This is a genomic window from Streptomyces sp. NPDC058289 (assembly GCF_042880975.1).
In the GTDB taxonomy this organism is placed as follows: Bacteria; Actinomycetota; Actinomycetes; order Streptomycetales; family Streptomycetaceae; genus Streptomyces; species Streptomyces stoeckheimensis.
Map to the genome: position 1 here is coordinate 1 of NZ_JBHVYI010000111.1, position 23,244 is coordinate 23,244.

Here is a 23,244-nt window from a genome sequence, read left to right on the forward strand (position 1 = left end):
CCTCAAACGCCGGAGGGGCTGGATTTTGGCAGGGGCTGGTTTGCCGCGTAGCGGCAATTCCAGCCCCTCCGGCGTTTGAGGAGCGGGGTCTGGGGGCGGAAGCCCCAGGGGGTCCGGGCGCAGCCCGGGGAACGGGCGAAGGGCGGGTAGGGGACTTCTCCCCGCGCAGCGGATCCCCCCCGGCCGCGTCGGGACGGGCGCCGCCCGGGGTGCCGACTTACCGTTGGTCGGGAGGGAGCCCGCACGCGCGAAGGGATACGAGATGACCGAATCCGCCGCCACAGGCGGCACCGCCAAGCCCCCCGCCGACCGCGGCCGCACGAGCATCGCCGACGGCGTGGTCGAGAAGATCGCCGGCCTGGCCGCCCGCGAGGTGGCCGGCGTCCACGCCATGGGCAGCGGCAGCGGCCTCTCCCGTACCTTCGGCGCCGTCCGCGACCGCGTCCCCGGCGGGGCCAAGTCCTCCGTCAGCCGGGGCGTGAAGGCGGAGGTCGGCGAGCTGCAGACCGCCCTCGACCTGGAGATCGTCGTGGATTACGGCGTGTCGATCAGGGACGTGGCCCGGGCCGTCCGTGAGAACGTCGTCTCGGCGGTGGAGCGGATGACCGGCCTCGAGGTCGTCGAGGTCAACATCGCGGTCAGCGACGTCAAGCTGCCGGACGAGGACGACGAGGAGCCGGAGTCCCGACTGCAGTAGAGGAGCCCGCATGAGCATGTCGGTCGTCGGCCTGGTGGCCGGCATGGCACTGGGGTTCGCCGGGTACTTCGGCGGCTTCGGGGCCTTCCTGCTGGTGGCCGCGCTCGGCGCCATCGGCTTCGTCGTGGGCCGGTTCCTCGACGGGGACCTGGAACCCGGGGACTTCTTCCGCCCCCGGGGCCGCCCCGGCGACCGTGACCGGGACCGGGGCAGGGACCGTGACCGGGACCGGGACCGATGAGCACCCCCCGGCCCACCCCGCCCCGGGTGCCCGCCGCCGAGCGGGGCGCCACCCGGATCGCCGACCGGGTCGTCGCGAAGATCGCCGCCAGGGCCGCCCTGGAGGCCCTGACCCGGCCCGCTCCGGACGCGGCCGCGCCGCACGCCACCGTCACCGTGCACCACGACATCGCCCGCGTACGGGTCGTCCTGGAGCTCCCCTACCCCTCCGACCTCGCCGCCCAGTGCGCGGCCGTACGCCGCAGCGTCGCCCGGCGCGTCGAGGAGTACGCGGAGATGGCCGTACCCGAGGTGGACGTCGACATCGAGCACCTGCACCCCGCCCGGCCCGCCGCCGGGCGGGACCGGCGGGTCCGGTGAGCGCCCGCTTCCGGTCGCCCCGGCGGCTTCCGGCCGCCGTGGGGGCGCTCGCCGTCCTCGCGGTGGCGGGGCTGTTCCTGTACGACCTGGCCGCCGTACGGGCGCACCACCCGGGCATGCGCTGGCGCGACGAGCTCTCCCGCGCGCTGGAGCGGCACACCCCGGCCGACCCCGGAGTGCTGATCGGCGGCGGGGTCCTGGCCGCGGCCGGGGCCGCGCTCCTGCTGTACGCCCTCACCCCGGGCCTGCGCGGAATCCTCCCGATGGCCTCCGGGCACCCGGAGGTCCGGGGCGGACTGGAACGCAAGGCCGCCGCGCAGGTGTTGCGCGACCGGGTCATGGAGGTGGCCGGGGTGCGGTCGGTGCGGGTCAGGGTGGGCCGGTCCCGCATCGGGGTCCGGGCGGTGTCCCACTTCCGCGAACTGGACGACGTACGGGCCGATCTGGACGCGGTGCTGGCCGTCGGTGTCGACGAGCTGGGCCTGGCCCGCGAGGTACGGCCGAGGGTACGGGTGAACCGCCGGTGACCCTGGGGACGGTGAACCGGGTTCTGCTCGCGCTGCTCGGACTGGTCCTGCTGGCGGCGGGGGCGTCGGTGCTGACCGCGTCCGGGCCGTTCGAAGGCCGCGACGAACCCCTGCTGGCCCCGCGCGGGCCGGGCTGGCCGGCGCCCTGGTGGGTGGTGCTCGCCGCCCTCGGGGTGTGCGTCCTGCTGGCGTTGTGGTGGCTGCTGTCCCAACTGCGGCGGGCCCGGCTCGCGGCGGTGCTCGTGGACACCGGGGACGGGGCGTTCGCCGTACTGCGCGGGCGGGCGCTGGAGGAGGCCGTCGAGGCCGATGTCCGGGAGGCCGTGGAGGGCGTGGCACGGTGCCGGGTCACCCTGTGCGGGCGGCGCGGGGCCCCGGCCCTGCGGGTCGCCCTGGAGCTGGAGCCGCACGCGGTGCCGGCCGACGTGCTGGCGGCCCTCGCCGGACCGGTGCTGGGCCGGGCCCGCGCCTCGGCGGCGCTCCCGGCCCTCCCGGCGGAGGCCCGCCTCCACGTCACCCTGCGCCGGGCGCGGCGGGTGACGTGAGGCGGAGCCGGGGCGGACGGCTCAGAAGCCGTGCCGGGAGCCGCCGTCCACCGGGAGCATGACGCCGGTCAGGTAGGAAGCCGCCGGGGAGAGCAGGAAGGCCGCCGAGCGGCCGAACTCCTCCGGGGTGCCGTAACGCCGCAGCGGGATCCCCGCCTCGTTGCGGGTGCGCGCGAGGTCCGCGTCCCCGGACAGGGCGTCGAGCTCGCGGACCCGGTCGGTGTCGATGCGGGCGGGCAGCAGGCCGACCACGCGGATGCCACGAGGGCCCAGCTCCACGGAGAGGGACTTCGCGAAGCCGGCCAGGCCGGGGCGCAGTCCGTTGGAGATGGTGAGGCCCGGGATCGGCTCGTGCACGGAGCCCGACAGGACGAAGCCGATGACCCCGCCGTCGGAGAGCTCGGCGGCCGCCGCCCGCGCGAGGCGGACCGCGCCGAGGAAGACCGACTCGAAGGCCGCCGCCCACTGCTCGTCGGTGTTGTCGGCCGCCGAACCGGGCGCCGGGCCGCCGACGCTGATGAGGATGCCGTCGAGGCGGCCGAAGTGTTCCCGGGCCGCGGCGACGAGCCGGGAGGCGGCCCCGGGGTCGGAGTTGTCGGCGGCCATGCCGACCGCGTTCGGGCCCAGCGCCTTGGCCGCGGCCTCGGCGCGCCCCGCGTCCCGGCCGGTGAGCACCACCTTCGCGCCGTCGGCGGTGAGTTCGCGGGCGGATGCGTAGCCGAGGCCCCTGGTGGCGCCGGTGACTACGTAGACACGGTCCTTCAGTCCAAGATCCATGCCCGACACGCTACGCGGTCGCCACCGGCTCCCGTTCGGAGGCGGCGGTCCCGGCGGCGGCCGCGGCCTCGCGGTCGCGCTTCTCGCGCCGTACGAGCACGATCCAGCCCACCGGTACCGCGAAGGTGAACAGCCACCACTGCACGGCGTACGCCATGTGCGGCCCGATCGAGTCGTGGTCGGGGTCGGCGACCACCTCGGGCTTGCCTTCGGCCGGGACCGGGGCGGTGAGTTCCAGGTAGCCGCCGAGGACGGGCTTGCCCAGGTACGCGGCCTGCTGCTTGCTGTTGATCAGCATCACTTGGCGGTCCGGCAGGCCCTTGCGGTCCTTGATGCCGCTGCCGCCGCTGGTCTCGTCGGCCTTCAGCCGTCCGGTGACCGTGACCTCGCCGGCGGGCGCGGCCGGCACCGGCGGGTAGGCGCGCGGGTCGTCGCCGCCCGCGACCCAGCCGCGGTTGACGAGCACGACCCGGCCGTCGGCCAGTACCAGCGGGGTGAGGACGTGGAAGCCGACCTTGTCGTCGTTGTCGGTGCGCATGCGCACGACGACCTCGTGCGCGGAGTCGTACGTACCGGTGGCGGTCACGGCCCGCCAGAAGTCGGCGCGCGGGACCACGTGGCCCGGGGAGGTGACCTCGGTCATGGGGACCGGCTTCGCCCGCAGGTTCGCGTCGATCAGCTCGTTCTGTGCGACACGGTGCTCATGACGGTGGAATTGCCAGAACCCCAGCTTGATCATCGCGGGGATCAGGGCGAGGCCGATGAGGGTGAGGCACACCCACTGCCGGGTCAGCACAAAGCGGTACACGCCCACGACGGTACCCCCAGCGGCGAGGACCCCGGCGGCCGGGTGGCCGTCCGGGGTCGTGGCGGAGGGGAGAGGGGTAAGCCGGGGGAGTACGGGACGGGAGTCAGACGCGGTCGGTGATGCCCACCTTCCCCTCCGCGCGGGCGCAGTGCCCTCCGCAGAACCACTGTCCTTCGACCTCGACGCCCTGCCCGATGATCTGGACCCGGCAGTGCTCGCAGATGGGCGCCATGCGGTGAATGGCGCAGGAGAAGCAGTCGAAGACGTGCACAGCACCCTGTGCGTGTACTTCGAAGGACATGCCGTAATCGTTCCCGCAGACTTCGCAACGTGCCATGCGCGGCATGCTGCGCAGGGCGGACCGCCGGAACAAGATCCACCGGGGTGAGTCGCCGAGCGGGCACCCGGCCGGCCCAACGAGCGGCCCGACGGGCAGCCCGATGGCCGGCCCCCGAGCCTGCCCGGGGTCAGTCCTGCGCCGGAGCCACGTCCCGCAGCAGCTGGGTGAAGGCCGCCTCGTCGACGACGGGGGTTCCGAAGGACTTCGCCTTCACCGTCTTGGAGGTCGAGGAGTCCGGGTCGTTCGTCACGAGCAGGCTCGTGAGCCGGGACAGGCTCGTCGCGACGTGCAGGCCGGCCTCCGCGGTGCGGTCCTCCAGCAGCTCCCGGTCCACCGAGGTGTCGCCGGAGAACGCGATCCGCATGCCCTGCTTGAGCGGGGTGCCGTCCGCCCACCGCCCCGGGTTCGGATACGGGCACGGCGGCCGCTTGCGCGAGGGCCGCCAGCTCGAGCTCGCCCCGTACGAGGCCTGGTACCCGACGCGCGGGGCGGCGGGGGTGTCCGACCACTCCGTCAGCGGCCGGCATTCCAGCAGGGGCAGCCGTACGTTGTCCCGCGCGGCCGCGTGCAGGGACGGACGGAACGCCTCCGCGAGGACCCGGGCGTCGTCGAGCGCGTGGTGGGCGCGTTGCTGGACCACGCCGAAGTGCGCGGCGAGCGACTCCAGCTTGTGGTTGGGCAGCGGGAGGTTCAGTTCCTTCGACAGGGCGATGGTGCACAGCCGCTGGCGCACCGGCGCGGTGGCCTCGGCCCGCGCGTACTCGCGGGCGATCATCTGCCAGTCGAAGATCGCGTTGTGCGCCACCAGCACCCGGTCGGCGAGCCGGCCCGCGAACTCCTCGGCGATGTCCTTGAAGAGCGGCGCGTCCTGGAGCATGTCGCTGGTCAGACCGTGGATCCACACGGGCCCGGGGTCCCGGAGCGGGTTGACCAGCGTGTACCAGTGGTCCTCGACGTTGCCCTGAGCGTCGAGCCGGTAGACGGCCGCGGAGATTATCCGGTCGTCGCGAGCGAGCCCGGTGGTCTCCACGTCGACGACCGCGTACCCCTGTGGGTACGCGGTCGGCCACATCGTCTCTGCGGTCGTACGGTCGGCGAGCATGGTCACAGAGGATATCGGCCCGCGCCGACACTCGAAGCCCTACGGCCTTTCAGCCCAGCTCGGCCACGAGGTCCCCGGCCGTCACCCGGGCGAAGGACCCGGGCACTTCGGCCGGTCCGGGGAAGAGCCGGTAGGCCGTCCCCGAACCCCCTTCCGGTGCCACGCTCGCGCTGGTCAGCGCCAGGAACGCGCGCTTCCCGGCGGCCAGTTCGGCGGCCTCCGCGTCGGCGTCCGCGCGGGGCCGGCGCTCCTCGGGCGGCTCCAGGGCGGCGATCCGCGCGGCGAAGGCCGCCGGCTGCTCACCGGCCGCGGCCCGGTAGAGCCACACCTCGTCGGTGGCCGAACTCTCGGTGGCCCGCCGGATCACCACCACCTCACGGGTTCGGGCCGCCGCCCGCCACACGGTGAGGTCCCACAGGGTGGTGCGGGTACCGGAGCCGAAGTGGTCGCAGACGTCCTCCGCGGCGGCGGCGAGCCGTTCGCCGCCGGAGGCGCCGACGCTCTGGTGGGAGCCCGAAGGCGGCAGGTGGACGTCCGCCCACAGGGCCCGGCGGGCGCCGAGGTCCACCACCATCGGCAGGTAGGCCCGGGACTCGCCCGTCAGGTCGAAGCGCTGGCGCACGGTCCGGGGATCGTACGAGGCGTCGCGCGGGCCGTCCGCCGGCAGGGCCATGAAGCCCGCGAAGGCGTCCGGCAGCTCCTCGAACGGCACGTTGTTGAAGCTGAACACCAGGGGCACCGCGTACGCGTCCCCGTGCTCGGCGAGCTTCGCCAGGTCCAGGTCCACGTACTCGGTGGCCCCGGCCGGAGCCGGAGCCGAGGTGAGGTCGCCGGAGTGCACGGCGGCGCCCTCCGGCCCGTGCCGGAGCTGCGTGTAGTCGCACCGGCCGGTGAACTGCCAGTCGCCGTCGAAGAAGGCGACGGACAGGTCGAGGTCGGTGCGGTTGCCCGTCGGCTCGGTCCAGTGCAGGAAGAGCCGCAGCACCTCGCCCGCGGGCAGGCTCTGCGCGCTGCCCCGGGGGACGGCGACCAGGGTCCTGGCCGAATCGCGCTCCGCGAAGGGCACGACCAGGTCCGCGAGCGCGGAATCGAGCACCGCCAGCTCGTACGGCTCCTCCCCGGGCCGGGCGAACCGGCGCAGCACTTCTGCCTCCAGCATCCCGGCGACCTCCCGGACCAGCGGCTCCGGCAGCGGCGGTCGGTCCTCCGCCACCGACAGGGCGCGGGTGACCTCGCCGCGCGGGAAGAACACCCGGCGCGCACCGAGCCGGTCCTCGGCACGCACGCGCAGTGCCCCGAAGGCGGAGAGCAGCGGGCCGGGGCCCACGGAGGGCAGTCCGCGCTCCAGCGCCCGCACGAGCTCCGGGACGGGGCGCTCGCCGGTGTGCAGGCGCAGCAGGTGGTCGAGGCGCCGGACGAGTTCGCCCGGACGCTGCCCGGCCAGCGCCGCGGCGGCCCCGGGGGTCCCGTCGGCCAGGGCCCGCTCCAGGCGCCCGCCCCAGGACGCGGGCCTGATCAGGTCGTCCTCTACCCGTACGGCGTCCGGATGCGCGGCGGCGGTGTCCCGCAGGGCCGTGCCCAGCAGGCCGGTCAGCGGGGTGCCGCGCAGGACGGCGAAGGCGAGCGCGGCCCGCGGGTGGCGGGCGTGCTGCTCGAAGGGGTGCAGGGTCTCGGCGGCCCGCTTCCAGCCGGTGGGGTGCCGCAGGAGGTCCTCGACGAGGTGCGGCACCGGCAACGAGTCCAGCAGCGCGAGCAGTTCGCGCCGCAGCGGCCGACTGAGCGAGACGAACCGGGACGGCAGGGGCAGCAGTCCGGGGTTGCCTGCGGACGCCACGGCGAGCAGCCGCAGCACGTCCGTGGCTGTGGTCAGCCACTCGGCGAGCAGGGGCCGTACGAAGTCCCGCGCGCCGGGGTCGGTGAGCAGCGTGGCCAGGAGCAGCGCCTTGGTCTCCCTTACGGGGATCTCCTCGGGGAGCTCGCCGCGCGCGGCCGGGCTCAGCGGCAGCAGCGTGACCAGGTCCTCGCGGTCCTGCGGGGAGAGCGGGGTGTGCCGGGCGAGCAGTGCCGCCACGATCGGCGTGGCGTCGGCGGCCGGGTCGGTGCCGAGTCGCAGCAGCCGGAGCGGACCGGGGTGGGCGGGCTTGGCCGCGCCGACGGCCCGTACGGGACGCAGGAACGGATCGGCGGGATCGAGCCGCCGGTGGCACAGCGGGCAGCCCGCGTAGTCGGCGCCGTCCCAGCAGAGCCGGCACACGAGGTGGGCGCAGGGGGACACCGGGAAGACCGTGCGCTGCTCGCCGCAGAGCACGCACGGGTGGTCGGCCTGCTGGAGGAGGTGGGCGAAGACCCGGTCCACGTAGAGCCGTTCGGTGTCGCGCGGGGCGACCACCGGTATCACCGGGAAGCGGCGGAAGAGCGGGGTGTGGGTCCGGTCGGCGCCGAGCAGGTCGTCGACCAGGGCGACGAGGCGGCCGTGGGAGGCGGCCAGGTTCTCGGTGGGCAGCGCGGCCAGGGCCGCGTAGAGCTCCGGGTCCAGCGTGTGGCCGCGTCCAAGGAGTTCCGTTTCGAGCCTGCGTAGGGCGGGCCCGCCGGTTCCGCCGGTTCCGCCGGACCGGGCGGACGGCCCGTCGACGTAGAAGGTCTGCAGGCGGCGCAGCAGGACGGTCTCTACGGTTGCTATGGGTGTTCCCCTCCGTGAACGTGAAGAACGGGGGCGGGGAGTGGGCGCGCGGGGTCGTCGGAGGAAGGGTGAGAAGGATGCGCGCCGGGGAGCCGCCCCCGTGTCCACGGATCCCATCACGGTGCCGTCGCAGCGTGCAAAGGAATTACCCGCCCGGCGCCAGCAGGGCCTGTATCAGGGCCCTCAGGGTCAGCAGGAACAGCCGCTCCGGATCCACCGGCCGGGCCAGCGCGCGGGCCAGCGACGGGTCGTGCGGGGCGTCGGCCGGGTCCCAGAGCTCGCTCTCGGCGGGGGACTGGGCGGGGGAGCGTTCGCGATTGCGCTCGACCAGGACGAAGCCGATGATCTGGAACTGGATCGCGCGCACCGCGTCCGCGGCCCGGGTCCCGCGCAGGCCCGCCGCGTGCACCTCGTGGACCAGGGCCTGCTGGGCGGGCAGGAACATCCGGTCGGTGAGGCCGCGCTCGTGGACCATCGCGATCAGGTGCGGGCGCTCGCGCAGTTCGCGGCGCAGTATCCGGGCGACCGAGAGGATGCGGTCGCCGGGGCTGCGGCCGATCGGCCGGATGGCGCCCACCTCTTCCACGGTCCGCTCCACGAGGGCGTCGAGCAGCGATTCGCGGTTGCCGACGTGCCAGTAGATGGAGGTCACCGCGGTGCCCAGCTCGGCGGCGAGCTTGCGCATGGTGAGGGCGGCCGGGCCGTGCTGTTTGACCAGGGACGCGGCGGCGTCCAGCACCTCCGCGCGGGTCAGCGTGGTTCTGGCCATCGTGTCCGTACCAACTTTCTGTCGATCCGTCAGATCGGTTACGTGCACGGGTCTTTACCCTTCATCGGTGGCGGTGTAACTGTGTTACAGAACCGATCGTCAGAACCGACTGCGTCAGAACCGATTGCCTCAGAACCGACTGCGTCCTAGACGAAGGATGGTGCGATAGATGGCACGCGTACGGTACGGAGCGCGCACCGAGGCCGAGATCGCCGCATCGCGCGAGAAGAGTTCCAAGCTCCCCGACATCTGGTCCACCGGCGTGGTGGCCGTCTGGGAGACCGACCCGGACGTGGTGGCGGCGGTCCTCCCGCCGCCGCTGAAGCCCACCGAGCGGCCCCTGGTGCGGGCCAACATCAGCAAGGTGGACCTGCCCGGCTACCCGCTCGGCGCCGGTTCGGTGGCCGTCGCCGCCCAGCACGACGGGGTCGAGGGCTGGTACCCGCTGGTCATGCCGATGAGCATGGAGCGCGCCCTGATCGGAGGCCGCGAGGTCTTCGGCGAGCCGAAGAAGCTCGGCGAGATCACCGTCGAGCGCGACGGCCTGGTCGTCAGCGCCTCGCTCGCCCGGCACGGGATCGCCTTCGTGGAGGTGCGCGGCGCGGTGGACCGCGAGCTGCCGCTGCCCGAACCCACCGTGAAGACCGACTTCTACTTCAAGTTCCTCCCCGCGGTGGACGGTTCGGGCTTCGACGCCGATCCGGTGCTGGTGCACTGCACCCGCAACGAGAAGGTCCGCAAGCTGGAGCACATCACCGGCGACGTGGTGCTCCGGGAGTCGATGTTCGATCCGATCGCCGATCTCCCCGTACGCCGCCTCGTCGAGCTCACCATCGGCGAGAAGACCACCGACCAGCGGGGCAAGGTCGTCGAACGGGTCAGCGCCCAGGCCCTGCTCCCGTACATCCACCAGCGCTACGACGACCCGATGCAGATCCTCGACGGACCGCCCGAGGGGAGCGTCTGATGCGACTCGAACCGGGACAGGTGGCCGTGGTCACCGGAGCCGCCGGCGGCATCGGTCTCGCGATGGCCCGCCGCTTCGCCGCCGAGGGGCTGAAGGTGGTCCTCGCCGACGTGGAGGAGGGCGCCCTGCACAAGGCCGCGGACGAACTCGCCGCCGACGGCGCCGAGGTGCTCGCCAAGATCGTCGACGTCAGCGACCGGGACTCCGTGATCTCCCTCGCCGACGCCGCGTACGAGACCTTCGGCGCGGTGCACGTCCTCTGCAACAACGCGGGCGTCGGCTCCGGAGCCGAGGGCCGCATGTGGGAGCACGAGCCCAACGACTGGAAATGGGCCTTCTCCGTCAACGTCTGGGGCGTCTTCCACGGCATCCAGGCCTTCGTCCCCCGCATGATCGCGGGCGGCGGCCCCGGCCACATCGTCAACACCTCCTCCGGCGACGGCGGCATCGCCCCGCTGCCCACGGCCTCCGTCTACGCGGTGACCAAGGCGGCCGTGGTCACCATGACCGAGTCGCTCTACGCCCACCTCAAGGCGGAGGGCGCGACCATCGGCGCCTCCGTGCTCTTCCCCGGACCGCACATGCTGCGCACCGGCCTGTGGGAATCGCACCGCAACCGGCCCGACCGGTACGCCAAGGAGCGCCCGCGCAAGTCCCCGTACCGCAGCCTCGACCAGTACGAGGCCGCCATGAAGCAGGCCGGCCACGAGGTGAACTTCACCCCGGTCGAGGACGTCGCCGACCACGTCGTGGACGGCATCCGCGCCGACCGCTTCTGGATGCTGCCCGACAGCGAGCACAGCGACCGGCAGATCCGCGCCCGGTCGCAGTCGATGCTCGACCGCGCCAACCCCGCCTACCTGGAAAGCTTCATCCTCGACTGAGGAGCCTCAATCGTGAGTGCGTACGAAGACCCGTACCTGATCATCTCCTCCGACTGCCACGCGGGGCTGCCAACCGAGCAGTACCGCCCCTACCTGGACAGCGCCTTCCACCCGCAGTTCGACGAGTTCCTCGGCGAGCGCGACGCCCGCCGCGCCGAGGCAACCAAGCTCGGCGTGCGCAACGAGGCCTTCGCCGAGAAGTGGTTCCACGACCACGAGGAGGGCCTCAAGGGCGGCTGGGACGTCACGCAGCGGCTGAAGGAACTCGACGGCGACGGCGTGGCCGCCGAAGTCGTCTTCCCCGACGCCGACGCCGTGGACAGCCAGACCGCCGCCCCCTTCGGAGTGGGCCTCGGCCTCTCCGGGGACCAGGACCCCGAGCTCGGCATGGCCGGCGCCCAGGCGCACAACCGGTGGCTTGCCGAGTTCGTCTCGGAGAACCCCGAGCGGCACTGCGGGGTCGCCCTGCTGCCCATCACCGGCGATCCGGACAAGGTCGTCGCCGAGATATACCGCGCCAAGGCGTCCGGGCTCGGCGCCCTGATGATCCCGGCCATGTGGGTGGACAAGGCCCCCTACCACGACCGCCGTTACGACCCGGTGTGGGCCGCGGCGGCCGAGACGCAGATGCCGATCGTCACCCACTCGGGCTCCTCGCCGCGCCACGAGTACGGGGACCACCTGGGCATCTTCGTCTCCGAGGTCACCTGGTGGCCGGCCCGCCCGCTGTGGTTCCTGCTCTGGTCCGGGGTCTTCGAGCGGCACCCGGGGCTGAAGTTCGGCGTCGCCGAGTCGGGCTGCTGGTGGCTGCCGAACCAGCTCTGGTTCATGGACCGGCTCTACCTCGGCGCGCACGGCGGCAAGAAGCTCTCGCCGTTCGAGGAGCTGAAGAGGCCGCCGAGCGAGTACCTGGACCGGCAGGTGTTCATCTGCGCCACCAACACCAAGCGGCGGGAGCTGGCCCAGCGCTACGAGATCGGCGTGGACAACATCCTGTGGGGCTCGGACTTCCCGCACCCCGAGGGGACCTGGCCGAACACCCGCAACTGGCTGAAGAACACCTTCCACGACATCCCCGTCGAGGAGACCCGCCGGATGCTGGGCCTGGCCGCGGCAGACGTATTCGGCTTCGACACCGAGAAGCTGGCGCCGATCGCCCGCCGGATCGGCCCCACCCCGGCCGAGCTCGGCCAGAGCGAGGACCAGGCGGCCGTCGAAGCCTCCTGGGCGCGCTCGCGCGACGTGGGCCGGCACTGGCTGACCGACAACGACTTCCCGGTCCTGGGGGTGAACCAGTGACCGACACTCCGGTGACTGGCGAGGACCGCTACACGGTCATCTCCGCCGACTGCCATGCGGGCGCCGACCTGCTGGACTACAAGCCGTACCTGGAGAAGCGCCACCACGAGGAGTTCGACGCCTGGGCCGCGACCTACGTCAACCCGTACGAGGACCTCCTCGCGGACACGGCCGACCGGAACTGGAACTCGGCTCGGCGCCTGGCCGAGCTCGAAGCCGACGGGATCGTCGCGGAGGTGCTCTTCCCGAACACCATCCCGCCGTTCTTCCCCAAGGCCTCGCTGATGGCCCAGCCCCCGACGGCGGCCGAGTACGAGATGCGCTGGGCCGGGCTCCAGGCCCACAACCGGTGGCTGGCGGACTTCTGCGCGGACGCGCCGGGCCGCCGGGCGGGCGTGGTCCAGATCCTGCTGAACGACGTGGACGCGGCGGTCAAGGAGATCCGCCGCACCCGCAAGGCGGGCCTGACCGGCGGCATCCTGCTGCCCGGCGTCCCGCCCGGCTCCACCGTTCCCGAGCTCTACTCGGAGGTCTACGACCCGATCTGGGCCGTCTGCGACGAGCTGGACGTCCCGGTCAACCACCACGGCGGCTCCGCCTCGCCGCCGCTGGGCGACGAGCCGGCGGCGCGGGCCGTCTTCATGGTGGAGACCACCTGGTTCTCCCACCGGGCCCTGTGGCACCTCATCTTCGGCGGGGCCTTCCGCCGCAACCCCGGGCTGAAACTGGTCCTGACGGAGCAGGGCTCCGGCTGGATCCCGGGCGTGATCGAGATGCTGGACTACTACCACGGCCGCCTGGTCGCGGCCTCGGCCACCGCCGAGGCCAAGTTCGGGGCCGGGCTGGCGGAGTCCATGGGCAAGGGGCCGAGCGAGGTCTGGCGGGAGAACTGCTTCGTGGGAGCGAGCTTCATGCGCCCCCACGAGGTCCCGCTGCGGGACCGGATCGGCCTCGACAAGATCATGTGGGGCAGCGACTACCCCCACGACGAGGGCACCACGCCCTACTCCCGCGAGGGCCTGCGCATCGCCTACGCGGGCCTGCCGCGCGAGGAGGTCGCCGCCATGGTCGGCGGCAACGCCGCCCGGGTGTACGGCTTCGACCTCGCCCTCCTCGACGCGGTCGCCGCCAAGCACGGCCCCCTCGTCTCGGAGGTCGCGCAGCCCCTGACGGAGGTCCCGGCGGCCGCCACCAGCCCGGCCTTCGCCCGCGGGGGCTCGGTCCGGGTCTGGTGACGGGGAGCGCGCGAACGCCCCGTAGCACCGAGGCCGCCTGACCCGGCGGTCCCGCCGGCGGTCCCGGCGCTACGGGCGCTCCGGGTGCTCCCGGCGGAGCGGCTCAGTCCCTGCGGACGAGCCGCTCCGGCGGGATCAGCTCGGTACCCCTCACGTGCGTGCCCCGGCGCAGTTCGATCACCAGCTGCTCCATGGGCGCCAGCGGCGACAGGTCCACGGTCCCCAGGCATTCGCTCAGCACGAGCCGGCGCAGCGCCGGGAACTCGTGCAGCGCCTCCAGCGACCCCTCCAGCGCGCACCGGATCAGCACGAGCCGGCCGAGGCGTTCGTACGGCAGGAGGGCCCCGGCCGATACGGGCGCGGCGTGCCGGATCTGCAGCGCGGTCAGTCCCCTGAGCGGCAGCGAGCGCACCAGCTGCCGGTACTGTCCGCTCCCGGCGACCGTCAGCTTCTCCACCCGCGGCCAGCGCTCGATCCCGTCGAGCGTCATCCGGCGGGCGCCCTGCCACAGGTGCAGCGCGGTCAGCGAGTCCGCGGCGGGGACGTCCCCGATCCGGCGCTGCTCCGGCTCGAAGCCGATGACCAGCGAGCGCAGGCCGGCCGCGCCCGCCAGGGGTGCGAGCGAGAGGTCGTCCTGGAGGTAGCCGAAGGCGAGGCTGTCCGCCCGGAGTTCGCCCACCACCTCGATCCCGGTGACCTGCGGGCAGTCCAGGACGCCCAGGTGCCGCAGCGAGGACTGCCCGGCCAGCGGGGACAGATCGGCCAGCCGCGGATTGCGGTGCAGGGTCAGCGACTCCAGGTCCTGCCGCCGCACGATCTCCGGCGGGACCGGGCCGTCCCAGGTGACGTGCAGCCGGCGGACGTGCCGGAGCCGGTCCAGCGCCCGTAACTGTCCGGGCGTCCGCACGTGCAGGTGGGCCGTGTTCATGGGGGCGTCCGCGAGGACCGTGTCCGCGTACACGTCCACGGGGAACCGCCCCCAGGCGTCGGAGAGTTCGCGGGCGGCCTCGTAGCGGTCGTCCGTCCGGAAGCCCGCGATCACCTGGAGCGCCCGGTCGCCGCCGACGAGTGCCGCCGTACGGATCGTCGCGGCCGCCTCGGCCTCGACGAGCCCGGCCGGCTCCGGCAGCAGCTCCAGCACCAGTTCCCCCGCCTTGGCCAGTTCCTCGGCCTGGCCCGGGGAGCGAGGGGGCAGCAGGAGCGCCGTCCGGGCCGTCACCTCGCGCCGGACCTCCGGATCCAGCTCCGGCGCGTGTTCCAGACAGGCGGCCGCGAGCAGCACGAGCCGGCTGCGGTCGGGCTCCGACTGATCGGCTCGTGCGAGCAACTCGCGGAGCAGGTAGGCGCGTTCGTCGGGCCGGGCGTGTCCCACGGCCATCCGGACCACGTTGTCCCAGGTGTACTCGTGCGCATTGCGCGCCAGGACGCCGAAGTCCCGTGCCTCGACGGCCGCCTTGGCGCCGAGGTAGTCCTGGAAGGTCTGGTGGACGAACAGGACCGAGCCCGGTACCGGCTCGCGGAGCAGCCCGCTGCGGATCAGCAGGTGACGGAACACCGTCTGTGCGCTGCCCTGCGCCTTGACCTGAGGCATGGATTCGAGCGATTCGGCGATCATCCCGATCGCCTCCTCGGCGGAGGCCTCCACCTGTCCGTTGCGGATCAGCCAGTACGCCAGCCGCTGGAGCAGCAGGGTCTGCTCGTCCCGGCTGAGGTAGACGCCCTCGACCCCGGAGATGTCCCGTTCGCTGTCGCGGCGGATCAGCAGCATGTCCAGAGCCGTGTCATAGAGCTCCTTGCGGGCCCGGGGCAGATGCATCCGGCGGTCCCGGTTCAGTGCGCACAGCAGGGCGCACATGAGCGGGTTCGTCGCCAGCCTGCCCAGGTCCCGGCGCGATCCCACGGCCTCCAGGAGCGCCTTCTCGTACCGGTCGAGCAGTTCCCGCTCCGGCCCCTCGCCCTCGCCGTCCGCCTCCGCCCGGGCGGAGGCGTGCCAGTGCGTGATGAAGGCGCCGACGTCGTCCCGGTCCATCGGCAGCAGGGCGAGGGAGGTGAAACCGTGGGCGGTCAGCCAGTCCTCGGGTACGGCCGAGTGGCGGGTGGTGACCACGAAGCGGGCCGCCGGGTACTCGGTGAGCAGGGCCCGCAGCCAGGACTCGGTCCTGTCGCGCAGGCGCGGAGACACCTCGTCCACTCCGTCGATCAGCACCAGCGCCCGCCCGGAGGCGAGGAGCCCGGTGATCCAGCCCTCCGGAGGCGGCAGCGGGACACCGGTCGCGCCGAGCCAGTCCTGCGGCCGGGGCAGTCCGGCGGGGGAGTTGAAGGAGCGCAGCGGCAGGACGAAGGGGACCAGGCCGTTCCAGTCCGGCAGCTGGGGTCCGAAGCTGTTCCGGGCTGCATTGAGGGCCAGCCATTTCACGAGGGTGCTCTTGCCCGACCCGGCCGGGCCGCGCAGCAGCACCCGCTCCGTCGCGCTCAGTGCCACCTCGGCCTTCACCGAGCTCTGCAGGCCGGGTTCTTCGAGGAACTCCCCGCCGCTGACCGCGAGGCTGATGTAGGCCAGGTCCAGCGACCAGTCCTGGCGGGCCTGGCTGAGCGTCAGTCCGTACAGCTGGACCCGCCCCTGGGCCCCGGCGACGTACCGGGCGTACTGCTCCTCGAAGGCCGCGGCGGCCTCCGCGTCCGGTGCGGCCCCGGGGTCCTCGCCCCGGGTGGAGCTCCCGTCCTCCGCCGTCCGGCCGCCGAGGCACAGCAGGAACAGCTCCCGGTAGGCGGCTTCCGCCGCGGGGGCCAGTTCCGTGGGCGGCGGGGGCACGGGGACGGCCGAGGGGCCGTCGGCGGCCGTGAGGAGGGCCCCGGTCTGCTTCGGGCCGAGCGCGGCGAACGCCCCGCCGACGGCGGCCACCGCCGCGGAGCGGGCGGGTTCGTCCAGCCCCGCGCTCGCCTCCGTCAACAGGGCGACCAGCCTGTGCGCGCGGCGCAGCCGGTCGGCGCCGTTGTCCCGCACCGGCCTGAGCCGGAGTCCCCCCGGCGGCCGGGCCCTGATCAGCGCCCGCGCCACGGCGTCCGCCGCCTCTAAGGCGATCTCCTCGAAACCCGCTTCGTACCCCATGCCCCATGCCCTCCCCTTGGCCCGGACACCCTCACCCGGAAGCATCTCGTGAACCGTCGGTAACACCGATGGATACCGATCGGTAACAACCTCTAGCCGAGCCCCCGAACCCGCCTCTATGGTGCGGACATGCCGAACCTGCCCGATGTCGTTCTGTGGTCCATACCCGCCTTTGTCCTGCTCACCGTCATAGAGCTGGTGAGCTACCGCATCCATCCCGACGAGGACGCCGCCGGGTACGAGACCAAGGACGCCGTCACCAGCCTCGGCATGGGGATCGGCAGCCTCGGCTTCGACTTCCTCTGGAAGATCCCGATCGTCGCGATCTACACCGCGGTCTACGAGCTCACCCCGCTGCGCGTCCCCGTCCTGTGGTGGACCGTTCCGCTGATGCTGCTCGCCCAGGACTTCCTCTACTACTGGCAGCACCGCGGCCACCACGTCATCCGGATCCTGTGGGCCTGCCACGTCGTCCACCACAGCAGCCGCAAGTTCAACCTCACCACCGCCCTGCGCCAGCCCTGGACCAGCGCCACCTCCTGGCCGTTCTACCTCCCGATGATCGCGCTGGGCGTGCACCCGGCCGCCATCGCGTTCTGCTACTCGGTCAACCTCGTCTACCAGTTCTGGATCCACACCGAGCGCATCGACAAACTGCCCCGGCCGATCGAGTTCGTCTTCAACTCGCCCTCCCACCACCGCGTCCACCACGCCTCCCAAGGCGGCTACCTGGACCGGAACTTCGGCGGCATCCTGATCGTCTGGGACCGGATGTTCGGCTCCTGGGTGGGGGAGACCGACAAGCCCGTCTTCGGACTCACCAAGAACATCGGCACCTACAACCCCCTGCGGGTCGCCACCCACGAGTACGCCTCCATCGCCCGGGACGTACGCGGGGCCGCCACCTGGCGCGAGCGCGCAGGGCGCGTGTTCCGCGGCCCCGGCTGGCAGCCCGCGGACGCGCAGGCCGTGCAGCCGGCGCAGGCCGCCCCGGCCGAGGCGCCCGCGTCCGCGCCGGCCCCGGAGCACGCCGCGTGAGCGCCGCCGGATCCACCGATCGCACGCAGTCCCGTACGCCCTCCTGGGCGCGCCCCGCCGTTCCCGCGGGCTCGGGCCCCGCCACCAGGGCGCTGCTCGTCGCCTTCGCGGCCGCCACCGCCCTGGACCTCGGATCCCTGCTGGCGGGTTGGCACACCGGGCACCTCATCGCCAAGCCGCTGCTGATGCCGCTGCTCGTCGCCTACGTCATCACCCGGCGCGCCCCCCGCCTGCTGGTCGCGGCCCTCCTGTTCGGCTGGGGCGGGGACCTGGCCCTGCTCTTCGACGCCGATGTCGCCTTCCTGATCGGCATGGGCTCCTTCGCCGCCGGACACGTCTGCTACCTCATGCTCTTCAGGGGGCGCAGCCTCTTCGGCCGCCGCGGGACCGGCCCCCTGCTCGGGGCCGCGTACGCCGCCGCGCTCCTGTCCACCGTCACGCTGCTCTGGGGCGACCTGCCCGCGGAGCTGCGGATCCCGGTCGCCGGGTACAGCCTGCTGCTCACCGCCATGGCCTACCGCTCCAGCGCCCTGGGGCTGCGGGCCGGGCTCGGCGGGGCGCTGTTCCTGCTCTCCGACACGCTCATCGCCACCGGGGTCGCCGAGTGGCCCCAGCTGCCCCGCCCCGACTTCTGGGTCATGGCCACCTACGTGGCGGCCCAGTACCTGCTGGCCACGGGAGCACTCGCTCCGGAGCGGGCGTACGGTAGGGAGGCCCTACAGGGCTCAACCACTTCCTAGCCGGAGGACTGCACCACCATGCGCGCCACCGTCATCCACGCCCCGCACGACATCCGCGTGGAGGAGGTGCCCGACGCTGCGATCCAGCGCCCCGAGGACGCCGTCGTCCGCGTCCTGCGTGCCTGCATCTGCGGCAGCGACCTCTGGGCCTACCGCGGCGAGGCCAAGCGCCAGCCGGGCCAGCGGATCGGCCACGAGTTCCTCGGCGTCGTCGAGGAGACCGGCTCCGCCGTCTCGGGCCTGCGCGCCGGAGACCTCGTCGTCGCCCCCTTCATGTGGTCCGACGGCACCTGCGCCTACTGCTCCGAGGGCCTCTACACCTCCTGCGAGCACGGCGGCTTCTGGGGCTCGGTCGGTCACGACGGCGGCCAGGGCGAGGCCGTCCGGGTCCCGCACGCCGACGGCACGCTGGTGAAGCTGCCCGCCGACGCCGTCTCCGACGACCACCTGCTGACCGCACTGCTCGCGCTGTCCGACGTCATGGGCACCGGCCACCACGCCGCGCTCGGCGCGGGGGTCCGCAAGGGCTCCACGGTCGCCGTCGTCGGCGACGGCGCGGTCGGCCTGTGCGGGGTCCTCGCCGCCAAGCGCCTGGGCGCCGAGCGGATCATCGCACTGGGCCGGCACGCCGTCCGCACGGACATCGCGAAGCTCTTCGGGGCCACCGACGTGGTCGCCGAGCGCGGCGAGGCCGCCGAGGCGGCCGTGCGCGAGCTCACCGGCGGCCAGGGCGCCCACTCGGTCATCGAGGCGGTCGGCACCGAGCAGTCCATGCGCACCGCCGTGAACATCGCCCGCGACGGCGGGGCCATCGGCTACGTCGGCGTCCCGCACGGCAGCGGCACCGGCCTCGACCTCGGTGTCATGTTCGACCGCAACCTCACCCTGCGCGGCGGTGTCGCGCCGGTCCGCGCGTACATCCCCGAGCTGCTCGCGGACGTGCTCAGCGGTGCGATCGACCCGTCGCCCGTCTTCGACCGGGCCGTCACCCTGGACGAGGTCCCGGACGGCTACCGGGCGATGGACGACCGCAGCGCGCTGAAGGTCATGATCAAGCCCTGACGTCAGGGTCAGAACGAGGGGTCCGAACGAAAGGAAGGGCCGGGCGGGATGTTCCCCGCCCGGCCCTTCAGCGTTTCAGCGGATTCAGCCGGCTTACTTGACGGCCTTCAGCGCGTCGACCACGCCGTAGCCGTCGTAGCTGTTCTGGCCCCACTTGCTGTTGCAGGTGGCGGCGTCGACCAGCGCGCCCGTGGCGTCGTAGACCTTCTCGGGGCAGGCGGTCTTCGTGGCCTGGGCCTTGAGGAGCAGCTGGAGCTGCGCCGGGCTCGCCCACGGGTGCGCGCTCTTGAGGAGCGCCGCGACACCGGCGACGTGCGGGCCGGCCATCGAGGTGCCCTGCTTGTAGCCGTAGCCGCCGCCCGGGAGGGTGGACAGCACGCGGCCGTTGGCGTCCGGGGTGGCGGGTATCTGCCACTTGTCGCCGCCGGGGGCGGCGACGTCGACGACGCCCAGGCCGTAGCTGGAGTAGTACGACTTGAAGCCCTTGTCACCGGTCGCGCTCACCGTGACCACGCCCGGGAGCTGCGTGGGGATGTCCAGGCAGACGTGCGGGTCGATGGTGCGGGTCACCGGGGTGGTGTCGTTCGGGCTCGTGTCGTCCACGATGGCGTTGGACGCCAGGTCGTGGTTCGAGTTGCCCGCCGAGGCGACGCTGAGCACGCCCTTGCGCTCGGAGTACTTCGTCGCCCGGCCGAGGGCCTCCACCAGCGCCTTCTGGTCGTCGTCCGACTTGCAGTTGTAGAGCCAGGGGTCGACGTAGTAGCTGTTGTTGGTCACCTCGATCCCCTTCTCGGCGGCGAACATGAAGGCACAGACGACGGCCTCGGTGTAGAAGAGGCTGGTCGCGGGCTCGCTCACCTTGATCGCGGCCACCTGGACGCCGGGCGCCACACCGCTGATGCCGACTCCGTTGCGCGGGGCCGCGATGGTGCCCGCCACGTGGGTGCCGTGGTCGCTGCCGTCGGCGTACGGACGCCAGGAGCCCTCGGTGGTGTCGGCGACGCCGCCGACGCAGTTGGCGGACTGGCCCTTGGAGAAGTTCGGGGCGAGATCCGGGTGAGTGTCGTCGACACCCGTGTCGATGACGCCCACCGTCACGTTCCGGCTGCCATCGTTGATCTTGTGAGCCTGGTCGGCCTTGATCGCGCGCAGGTCCCACTGGTTGGACTCCAGGGGCTCCTGCCCGGGCTCGGCCTGCGCCGCCGCCTTGGCGGCGTCCGCGTCACTCAGCCGCTGCGTCGACCCCTCCTCGTCGGTCTGCACGACCGACAGGGGAGCGGTACGGGTGGCACCGACCGAGGCGAACAGGCTCCGCTGACCGCGGAGCTGCTTGGCGAACTCCGGGTTCTGCGAGTGGGCTACGACCACTCCGATCTGCTCATATGCGATCACCACGGTGCCGCCGGCACGCTCGATCGACTTCTTCGCCTGCTTCACGCTTCCGTACGAGGTCAAGTTGGCCACGTAGGACAGCTTGGGGCCGGAGGTGTCGGGCGTGGCGGTGGCCGAAGCGTCAGCCGTCACGCCGAGCGGAGCGGCGGAGGCCGCGACCGAAGGCAGGAAGGCGAGCGAGGCCGTGAGCGCCAGGCCGACCGGAACGGCGAGAGCGCGCCGCCGGTTACCGGTTCCCAGATGAGCCATGGGTTCTCCACATCATCGTGAAAAAGCCGTGCGGGCGCGGTCGCGCCCGACGGGTTCATGTCACGTGAACCTAGTGCCGGTGTTCGACTTCGCGCCATCAGTTCGAGGAATCAGTTTCCAAAGAAACGAACAGGTGTTGAACCACCCCGACGCGCCGGCCGTGCCGTTGACAGGGGGGATTCAGCACCACCGTCCCCCCACACGGAGGTTGTTTTGTCCGCCGTTCCCGCCATCCCGGCCGTCCCCACCGCCCCCGCGTCACAAGGAGAGTCCCCCGTGACCACCGAAGCAGCGCCGCCTCCGGGCAGTTCGGGAGCGCCGCCGGCGACCCCCGCGGCCGAAGAGTTCGTACGCGTCCAGCAGAGCGCGGAGTTCGCCGAACTGCGTCGCGCCCACCGCTCGTTCGCCTTCCCGCTCACCGTGGCGTTCATCGCCTGGTACCTGCTCTACGTGCTGCTCTCCAACTACGCGGGCGGCTTCATGGGGACGAAGCTCTTCGGCAACATCAACGTCGCGCTCGTCCTGGGCCTCGGCCAGTTCGCGACGACCTTCCTCATCGCCTGGCTGTACTCGCGCCACGCGGCGGCCCAGCTCGACCCCAAGGCCTCGGCCATCAAGGCAAGGATGGAGGCGGGCGAATGAGCGCCCCGCTGTACGTGGCGGTCGCCGGGGCGGCCACGGCGGGCACGACCACCGCCGCCGGAGCCTCCGAGCACCGCCCGCTGATCATCACCCTGTTCGGGCTGTTCGTCGTCGCCACCCTCGCCATCACGATCTGGGCCGGACGCCAGACCAAGGACGCCGCCGACTTCTACGCGGGCGGCCGCCAGTTCACCGGATTCCAGAACGGCCTGGCCATCTCCGGCGACTACATGTCCGCCGCGTCCTTCCTCGGCATCGCCGGAGCCATCGCGCTCTTCGGCTACGACGGCTTCCTCTACTCGATCGGCTTCCTCGTCGCCTGGCTGGTGGCCCTGCTCCTGGTCGCCGAGCCGCTGCGCAACTCCGGCCGCTACACGATGGGCGACGTGCTCGCGTACCGGATGCGCCAGCGCCCCGTACGCACCGCCGCCGGCACCTCCACCATCGTGGTCTCGATCTTCTACCTGCTCGCCCAGATGGCCGGCGCAGGCGTGCTCGTCTCCCTGCTCCTCGGCATCACCAGCGACTTCGGCAAGGTCGTGATCGTCTCGCTGGTCGGCGTCCTGATGATCCTCTACGTCACCATCGGCGGGATGAAGGGCACCACCTGGGTCCAGATGATCAAGGCCGTGCTGCTGATCGCGGGCACGCTGCTGATCACCTTCCTGGTGCTGCTCAAGTTCAACTTCAACATCTCGGACCTGCTGGGCCAGGCCGCCGACAACAGCGGCCAGGGGGTGAAGTTCCTCGAGCCGGGCCTGAAGTACGGCAAGGACTCGCTCTCGAAGCTGGACTTCCTCTCGCTGGGCCTCGCCCTGGTCCTGGGCACGGCCGGCCTGCCGCACATCCTGATCCGCTTCTACACGGTCCCCACGGCCAAGGCCGCCCGTAAGTCCGTGAACTGGGCCATCGGCATCATCGGCGCCTTCTACCTGATGACGATCGTCCTCGGCTTCGGCGCCGCGGCCCTGCTCAAGCGGGCCGACATCATCGCCTCCAACAAGGCCGGCACCACCGCGGCCCCGCTGCTCGCCCAGGAGATCGGCGGCGGCTCGGGTTCCACCGGCGGAGCGGTGCTGCTCGCCGTGATCTCGGCGGTGGCCTTCGCCACGATCCTCGCGGTCGTCGCGGGCCTGACCCTGGCCTCCTCCTCGTCCTTCGCGCACGACATCTACGTGAACGTGATCCGCAAGGGCAAGGCCACCGAGAAGGAAGAGGTACGGGCGGCCCGCTGGTCGACCGTGGTCATCGGAGCCGTGGCCATCGGACTCGGCGCCCTGGCCCGCGACCTCAACGTGGCGGGCCTCGTCGCCCTGGCCTTCGCGGTCGCCGCGTCCGCCAACCTGCCGACCATCCTCTACAGCCTCTTCTGGAAGCGCTTCACCACCCAGGGCGCCCTGTGGTCCATCTACGGAGGCCTGATCTCCTCGGTCGTCCTGGTGCTCTTCTCGCCGGTCGTCTCCGGCAAGCCCACCTCGATGTTCAAGGGCGCCGACTTCTACTGGTTCCCCCTGGAGAACCCCGGCATCATCTCCATCCCGCTCGGCTTCCTGCTGGGGTGGCTGGGCACCGTCCTCTCCAAGGAGAAGGCCGACCCGCAGAAGTTCGCCGAGCTCGAGGTCCGGTCGCTCACCGGAACCGGCGCACACTGACACGCTGCGCCTCAGCGAGATGCTCCGAACACCGAGCGTGGGCGGGGGGGATTTTACGAAGACACGGCCCCCGCGGCGGACGGGGGGTGGGGCCCCCCCGAAGGGCACAGGGGTCGCCCGGGGGAGTAAA

General features: G+C 72.5%; 22 protein-coding genes. 14 read left to right on the forward strand and 8 right to left on the reverse strand.

Annotation, left to right across the window (positions count from 1 at the left end; genetic code table 11):
• Positions 1-262 precede the first annotated feature (262 nt).
• Genes ACFVX6_RS35765 through ACFVX6_RS35785 form a run of 5 tightly spaced genes read left to right on the forward strand, consistent with a single transcriptional unit; the run spans position 263 to position 2,369 of the window.
• Positions 263-697: an Asp23/Gls24 family envelope stress response protein gene (locus ACFVX6_RS35765; RefSeq protein WP_389698693.1), complete on the forward strand. Its 435-nt coding sequence runs from the start codon at positions 263-265 to the stop codon at positions 695-697.
• A 10-nt stretch (positions 698-707) separates the two neighbouring features.
• On the forward strand, positions 708-938 hold the full coding sequence (locus tag ACFVX6_RS35770; RefSeq protein WP_389698695.1) for a hypothetical protein: 231 nt from the start codon (positions 708-710) through the stop codon (positions 936-938).
• On the forward strand, positions 935-1,297 hold the full coding sequence (locus ACFVX6_RS35775) for a hypothetical protein (RefSeq protein ID WP_389698697.1): 363 nt from the start codon (positions 935-937) through the stop codon (positions 1,295-1,297). Before ACFVX6_RS35770 ends, ACFVX6_RS35775 begins: the two co-directional genes overlap by 4 nt.
• Complete coding sequence (locus tag ACFVX6_RS35780) at positions 1,294-1,824, forward strand: DUF6286 domain-containing protein (protein ID WP_389698699.1); 531 nt, start codon at positions 1,294-1,296, stop codon at positions 1,822-1,824. The genes ACFVX6_RS35775 and ACFVX6_RS35780 overlap by 4 nt, the downstream gene beginning before the upstream one ends.
• A gap of 2 nt (positions 1,825-1,826) precedes the next feature.
• Positions 1,827-2,369 (forward strand): alkaline shock response membrane anchor protein AmaP, encoded by a 543-nt coding sequence (locus ACFVX6_RS35785; RefSeq protein WP_389698729.1) that lies wholly within the window; start codon positions 1,827-1,829, stop codon positions 2,367-2,369.
• Between the two features lie 21 nt (positions 2,370-2,390).
• Here the strand turns inward: ACFVX6_RS35785 and ACFVX6_RS35790 are convergent, their stop codons facing one another.
• From ACFVX6_RS35790 to ACFVX6_RS35815, 6 genes are all read right to left on the reverse strand, one after another.
• Positions 2,391-3,146 (reverse strand): SDR family oxidoreductase, encoded by a 756-nt coding sequence (locus ACFVX6_RS35790; protein ID WP_389698701.1) that lies wholly within the window; start codon positions 3,144-3,146, stop codon positions 2,391-2,393.
• A gap of 10 nt (positions 3,147-3,156) precedes the next feature.
• A complete protein-coding gene (locus ACFVX6_RS35795; protein WP_389698703.1) occupies positions 3,157-3,954 on the reverse strand; it encodes an SURF1 family protein in 798 nt (265 codons plus the stop codon).
• A 103-nt stretch (positions 3,955-4,057) separates the two neighbouring features.
• A complete protein-coding gene (locus ACFVX6_RS35800; protein WP_112453882.1) occupies positions 4,058-4,291 on the reverse strand; it encodes a hypothetical protein in 234 nt (77 codons plus the stop codon).
• 130 nt (positions 4,292-4,421) lie between these two features.
• The gene (locus ACFVX6_RS35805) at positions 4,422-5,396 is read right to left on the reverse strand and encodes a DEDDh family exonuclease (protein WP_389698705.1); all 975 of its coding nucleotides are present in this window, start codon (positions 5,394-5,396) and stop codon (positions 4,422-4,424) included.
• A 49-nt stretch (positions 5,397-5,445) separates the two neighbouring features.
• Positions 5,446-8,076 carry an MXAN_6230/SCO0854 family RING domain-containing protein gene (locus tag ACFVX6_RS35810; protein ID WP_389698731.1) on the reverse strand — a complete coding sequence of 877 codons (2,631 nt, stop codon included), beginning with the start codon at positions 8,074-8,076 and terminating at the stop codon, positions 5,446-5,448.
• 145 nt (positions 8,077-8,221) lie between these two features.
• A complete protein-coding gene (locus ACFVX6_RS35815; RefSeq protein WP_389698707.1) occupies positions 8,222-8,845 on the reverse strand; it encodes a TetR/AcrR family transcriptional regulator in 624 nt (207 codons plus the stop codon).
• 169 nt (positions 8,846-9,014) lie between these two features.
• Between ACFVX6_RS35815 and ACFVX6_RS35820 the strand changes: the two genes are divergently transcribed.
• From ACFVX6_RS35820 to ACFVX6_RS35835, 4 genes are read left to right on the forward strand one after another with little or no spacing between them, the layout of a single operon-like run.
• Positions 9,015-9,812, forward strand: coding sequence for an acetoacetate decarboxylase family protein (locus ACFVX6_RS35820; protein WP_266909793.1), 798 nt, complete (start codon positions 9,015-9,017; stop codon positions 9,810-9,812).
• Positions 9,812-10,696, forward strand: coding sequence for an SDR family NAD(P)-dependent oxidoreductase (locus ACFVX6_RS35825; RefSeq protein WP_389698709.1), 885 nt, complete (start codon positions 9,812-9,814; stop codon positions 10,694-10,696). The genes ACFVX6_RS35820 and ACFVX6_RS35825 overlap by 1 nt, the downstream gene beginning before the upstream one ends.
• Positions 10,697-10,708: 12 nt before the next feature.
• Complete coding sequence (locus ACFVX6_RS35830) at positions 10,709-11,995, forward strand: amidohydrolase family protein (RefSeq protein WP_389698711.1); 1,287 nt, start codon at positions 10,709-10,711, stop codon at positions 11,993-11,995.
• A gap of 11 nt (positions 11,996-12,006) precedes the next feature.
• Positions 12,007-13,230: an amidohydrolase family protein gene (locus ACFVX6_RS35835; RefSeq protein ID WP_389698733.1), complete on the forward strand. Its 1,224-nt coding sequence runs from the start codon at positions 12,007-12,009 to the stop codon at positions 13,228-13,230.
• A 103-nt stretch (positions 13,231-13,333) separates the two neighbouring features.
• Here the strand turns inward: ACFVX6_RS35835 and ACFVX6_RS35840 are convergent, their stop codons facing one another.
• Positions 13,334-16,339, reverse strand: coding sequence for an NACHT domain-containing protein (locus tag ACFVX6_RS35840; RefSeq protein WP_389698713.1), 3,006 nt, complete (start codon positions 16,337-16,339; stop codon positions 13,334-13,336).
• A gap of 129 nt (positions 16,340-16,468) precedes the next feature.
• Here ACFVX6_RS35840 and ACFVX6_RS35845 point away from each other — a divergent pair, with 129 nt between their 5' ends.
• The 3 genes from ACFVX6_RS35845 to ACFVX6_RS35855 are packed head-to-tail and all read left to right on the forward strand — an operon-like array spanning position 16,469 to position 19,179.
• A complete protein-coding gene (locus ACFVX6_RS35845; RefSeq protein WP_389698715.1) occupies positions 16,469-17,377 on the forward strand; it encodes a sterol desaturase family protein in 909 nt (302 codons plus the stop codon).
• On the forward strand, positions 17,374-18,117 hold the full coding sequence (locus tag ACFVX6_RS35850) for a lysoplasmalogenase (protein ID WP_389698717.1): 744 nt from the start codon (positions 17,374-17,376) through the stop codon (positions 18,115-18,117). Before ACFVX6_RS35845 ends, ACFVX6_RS35850 begins: the two co-directional genes overlap by 4 nt.
• Positions 18,118-18,135: 18 nt before the next feature.
• Positions 18,136-19,179, forward strand: coding sequence for a zinc-dependent alcohol dehydrogenase family protein (locus ACFVX6_RS35855; protein WP_389698719.1), 1,044 nt, complete (start codon positions 18,136-18,138; stop codon positions 19,177-19,179).
• Positions 19,180-19,272: 93 nt separating this feature from the next.
• Here ACFVX6_RS35855 and ACFVX6_RS35860 read toward each other — a convergent pair whose 3' ends face one another.
• Entirely contained in the window at positions 19,273-20,820 is a 1,548-nt protein-coding gene (locus ACFVX6_RS35860; RefSeq protein WP_389698721.1) for a S8 family serine peptidase, read from the reverse strand.
• Positions 20,821-21,096: 276 nt separating this feature from the next.
• Between ACFVX6_RS35860 and ACFVX6_RS35865 the strand changes: the two genes are divergently transcribed.
• The gene (locus tag ACFVX6_RS35865) at positions 21,097-21,462 is read left to right on the forward strand and encodes a DUF485 domain-containing protein (protein ID WP_389698723.1); all 366 of its coding nucleotides are present in this window, start codon (positions 21,097-21,099) and stop codon (positions 21,460-21,462) included.
• A complete protein-coding gene (locus ACFVX6_RS35870) occupies positions 21,459-23,114 on the forward strand; it encodes a cation acetate symporter (RefSeq protein ID WP_375954651.1) in 1,656 nt (551 codons plus the stop codon). Before ACFVX6_RS35865 ends, ACFVX6_RS35870 begins: the two co-directional genes overlap by 4 nt.
• The last annotated feature ends 130 nt before the right edge of the window (positions 23,115-23,244 follow it).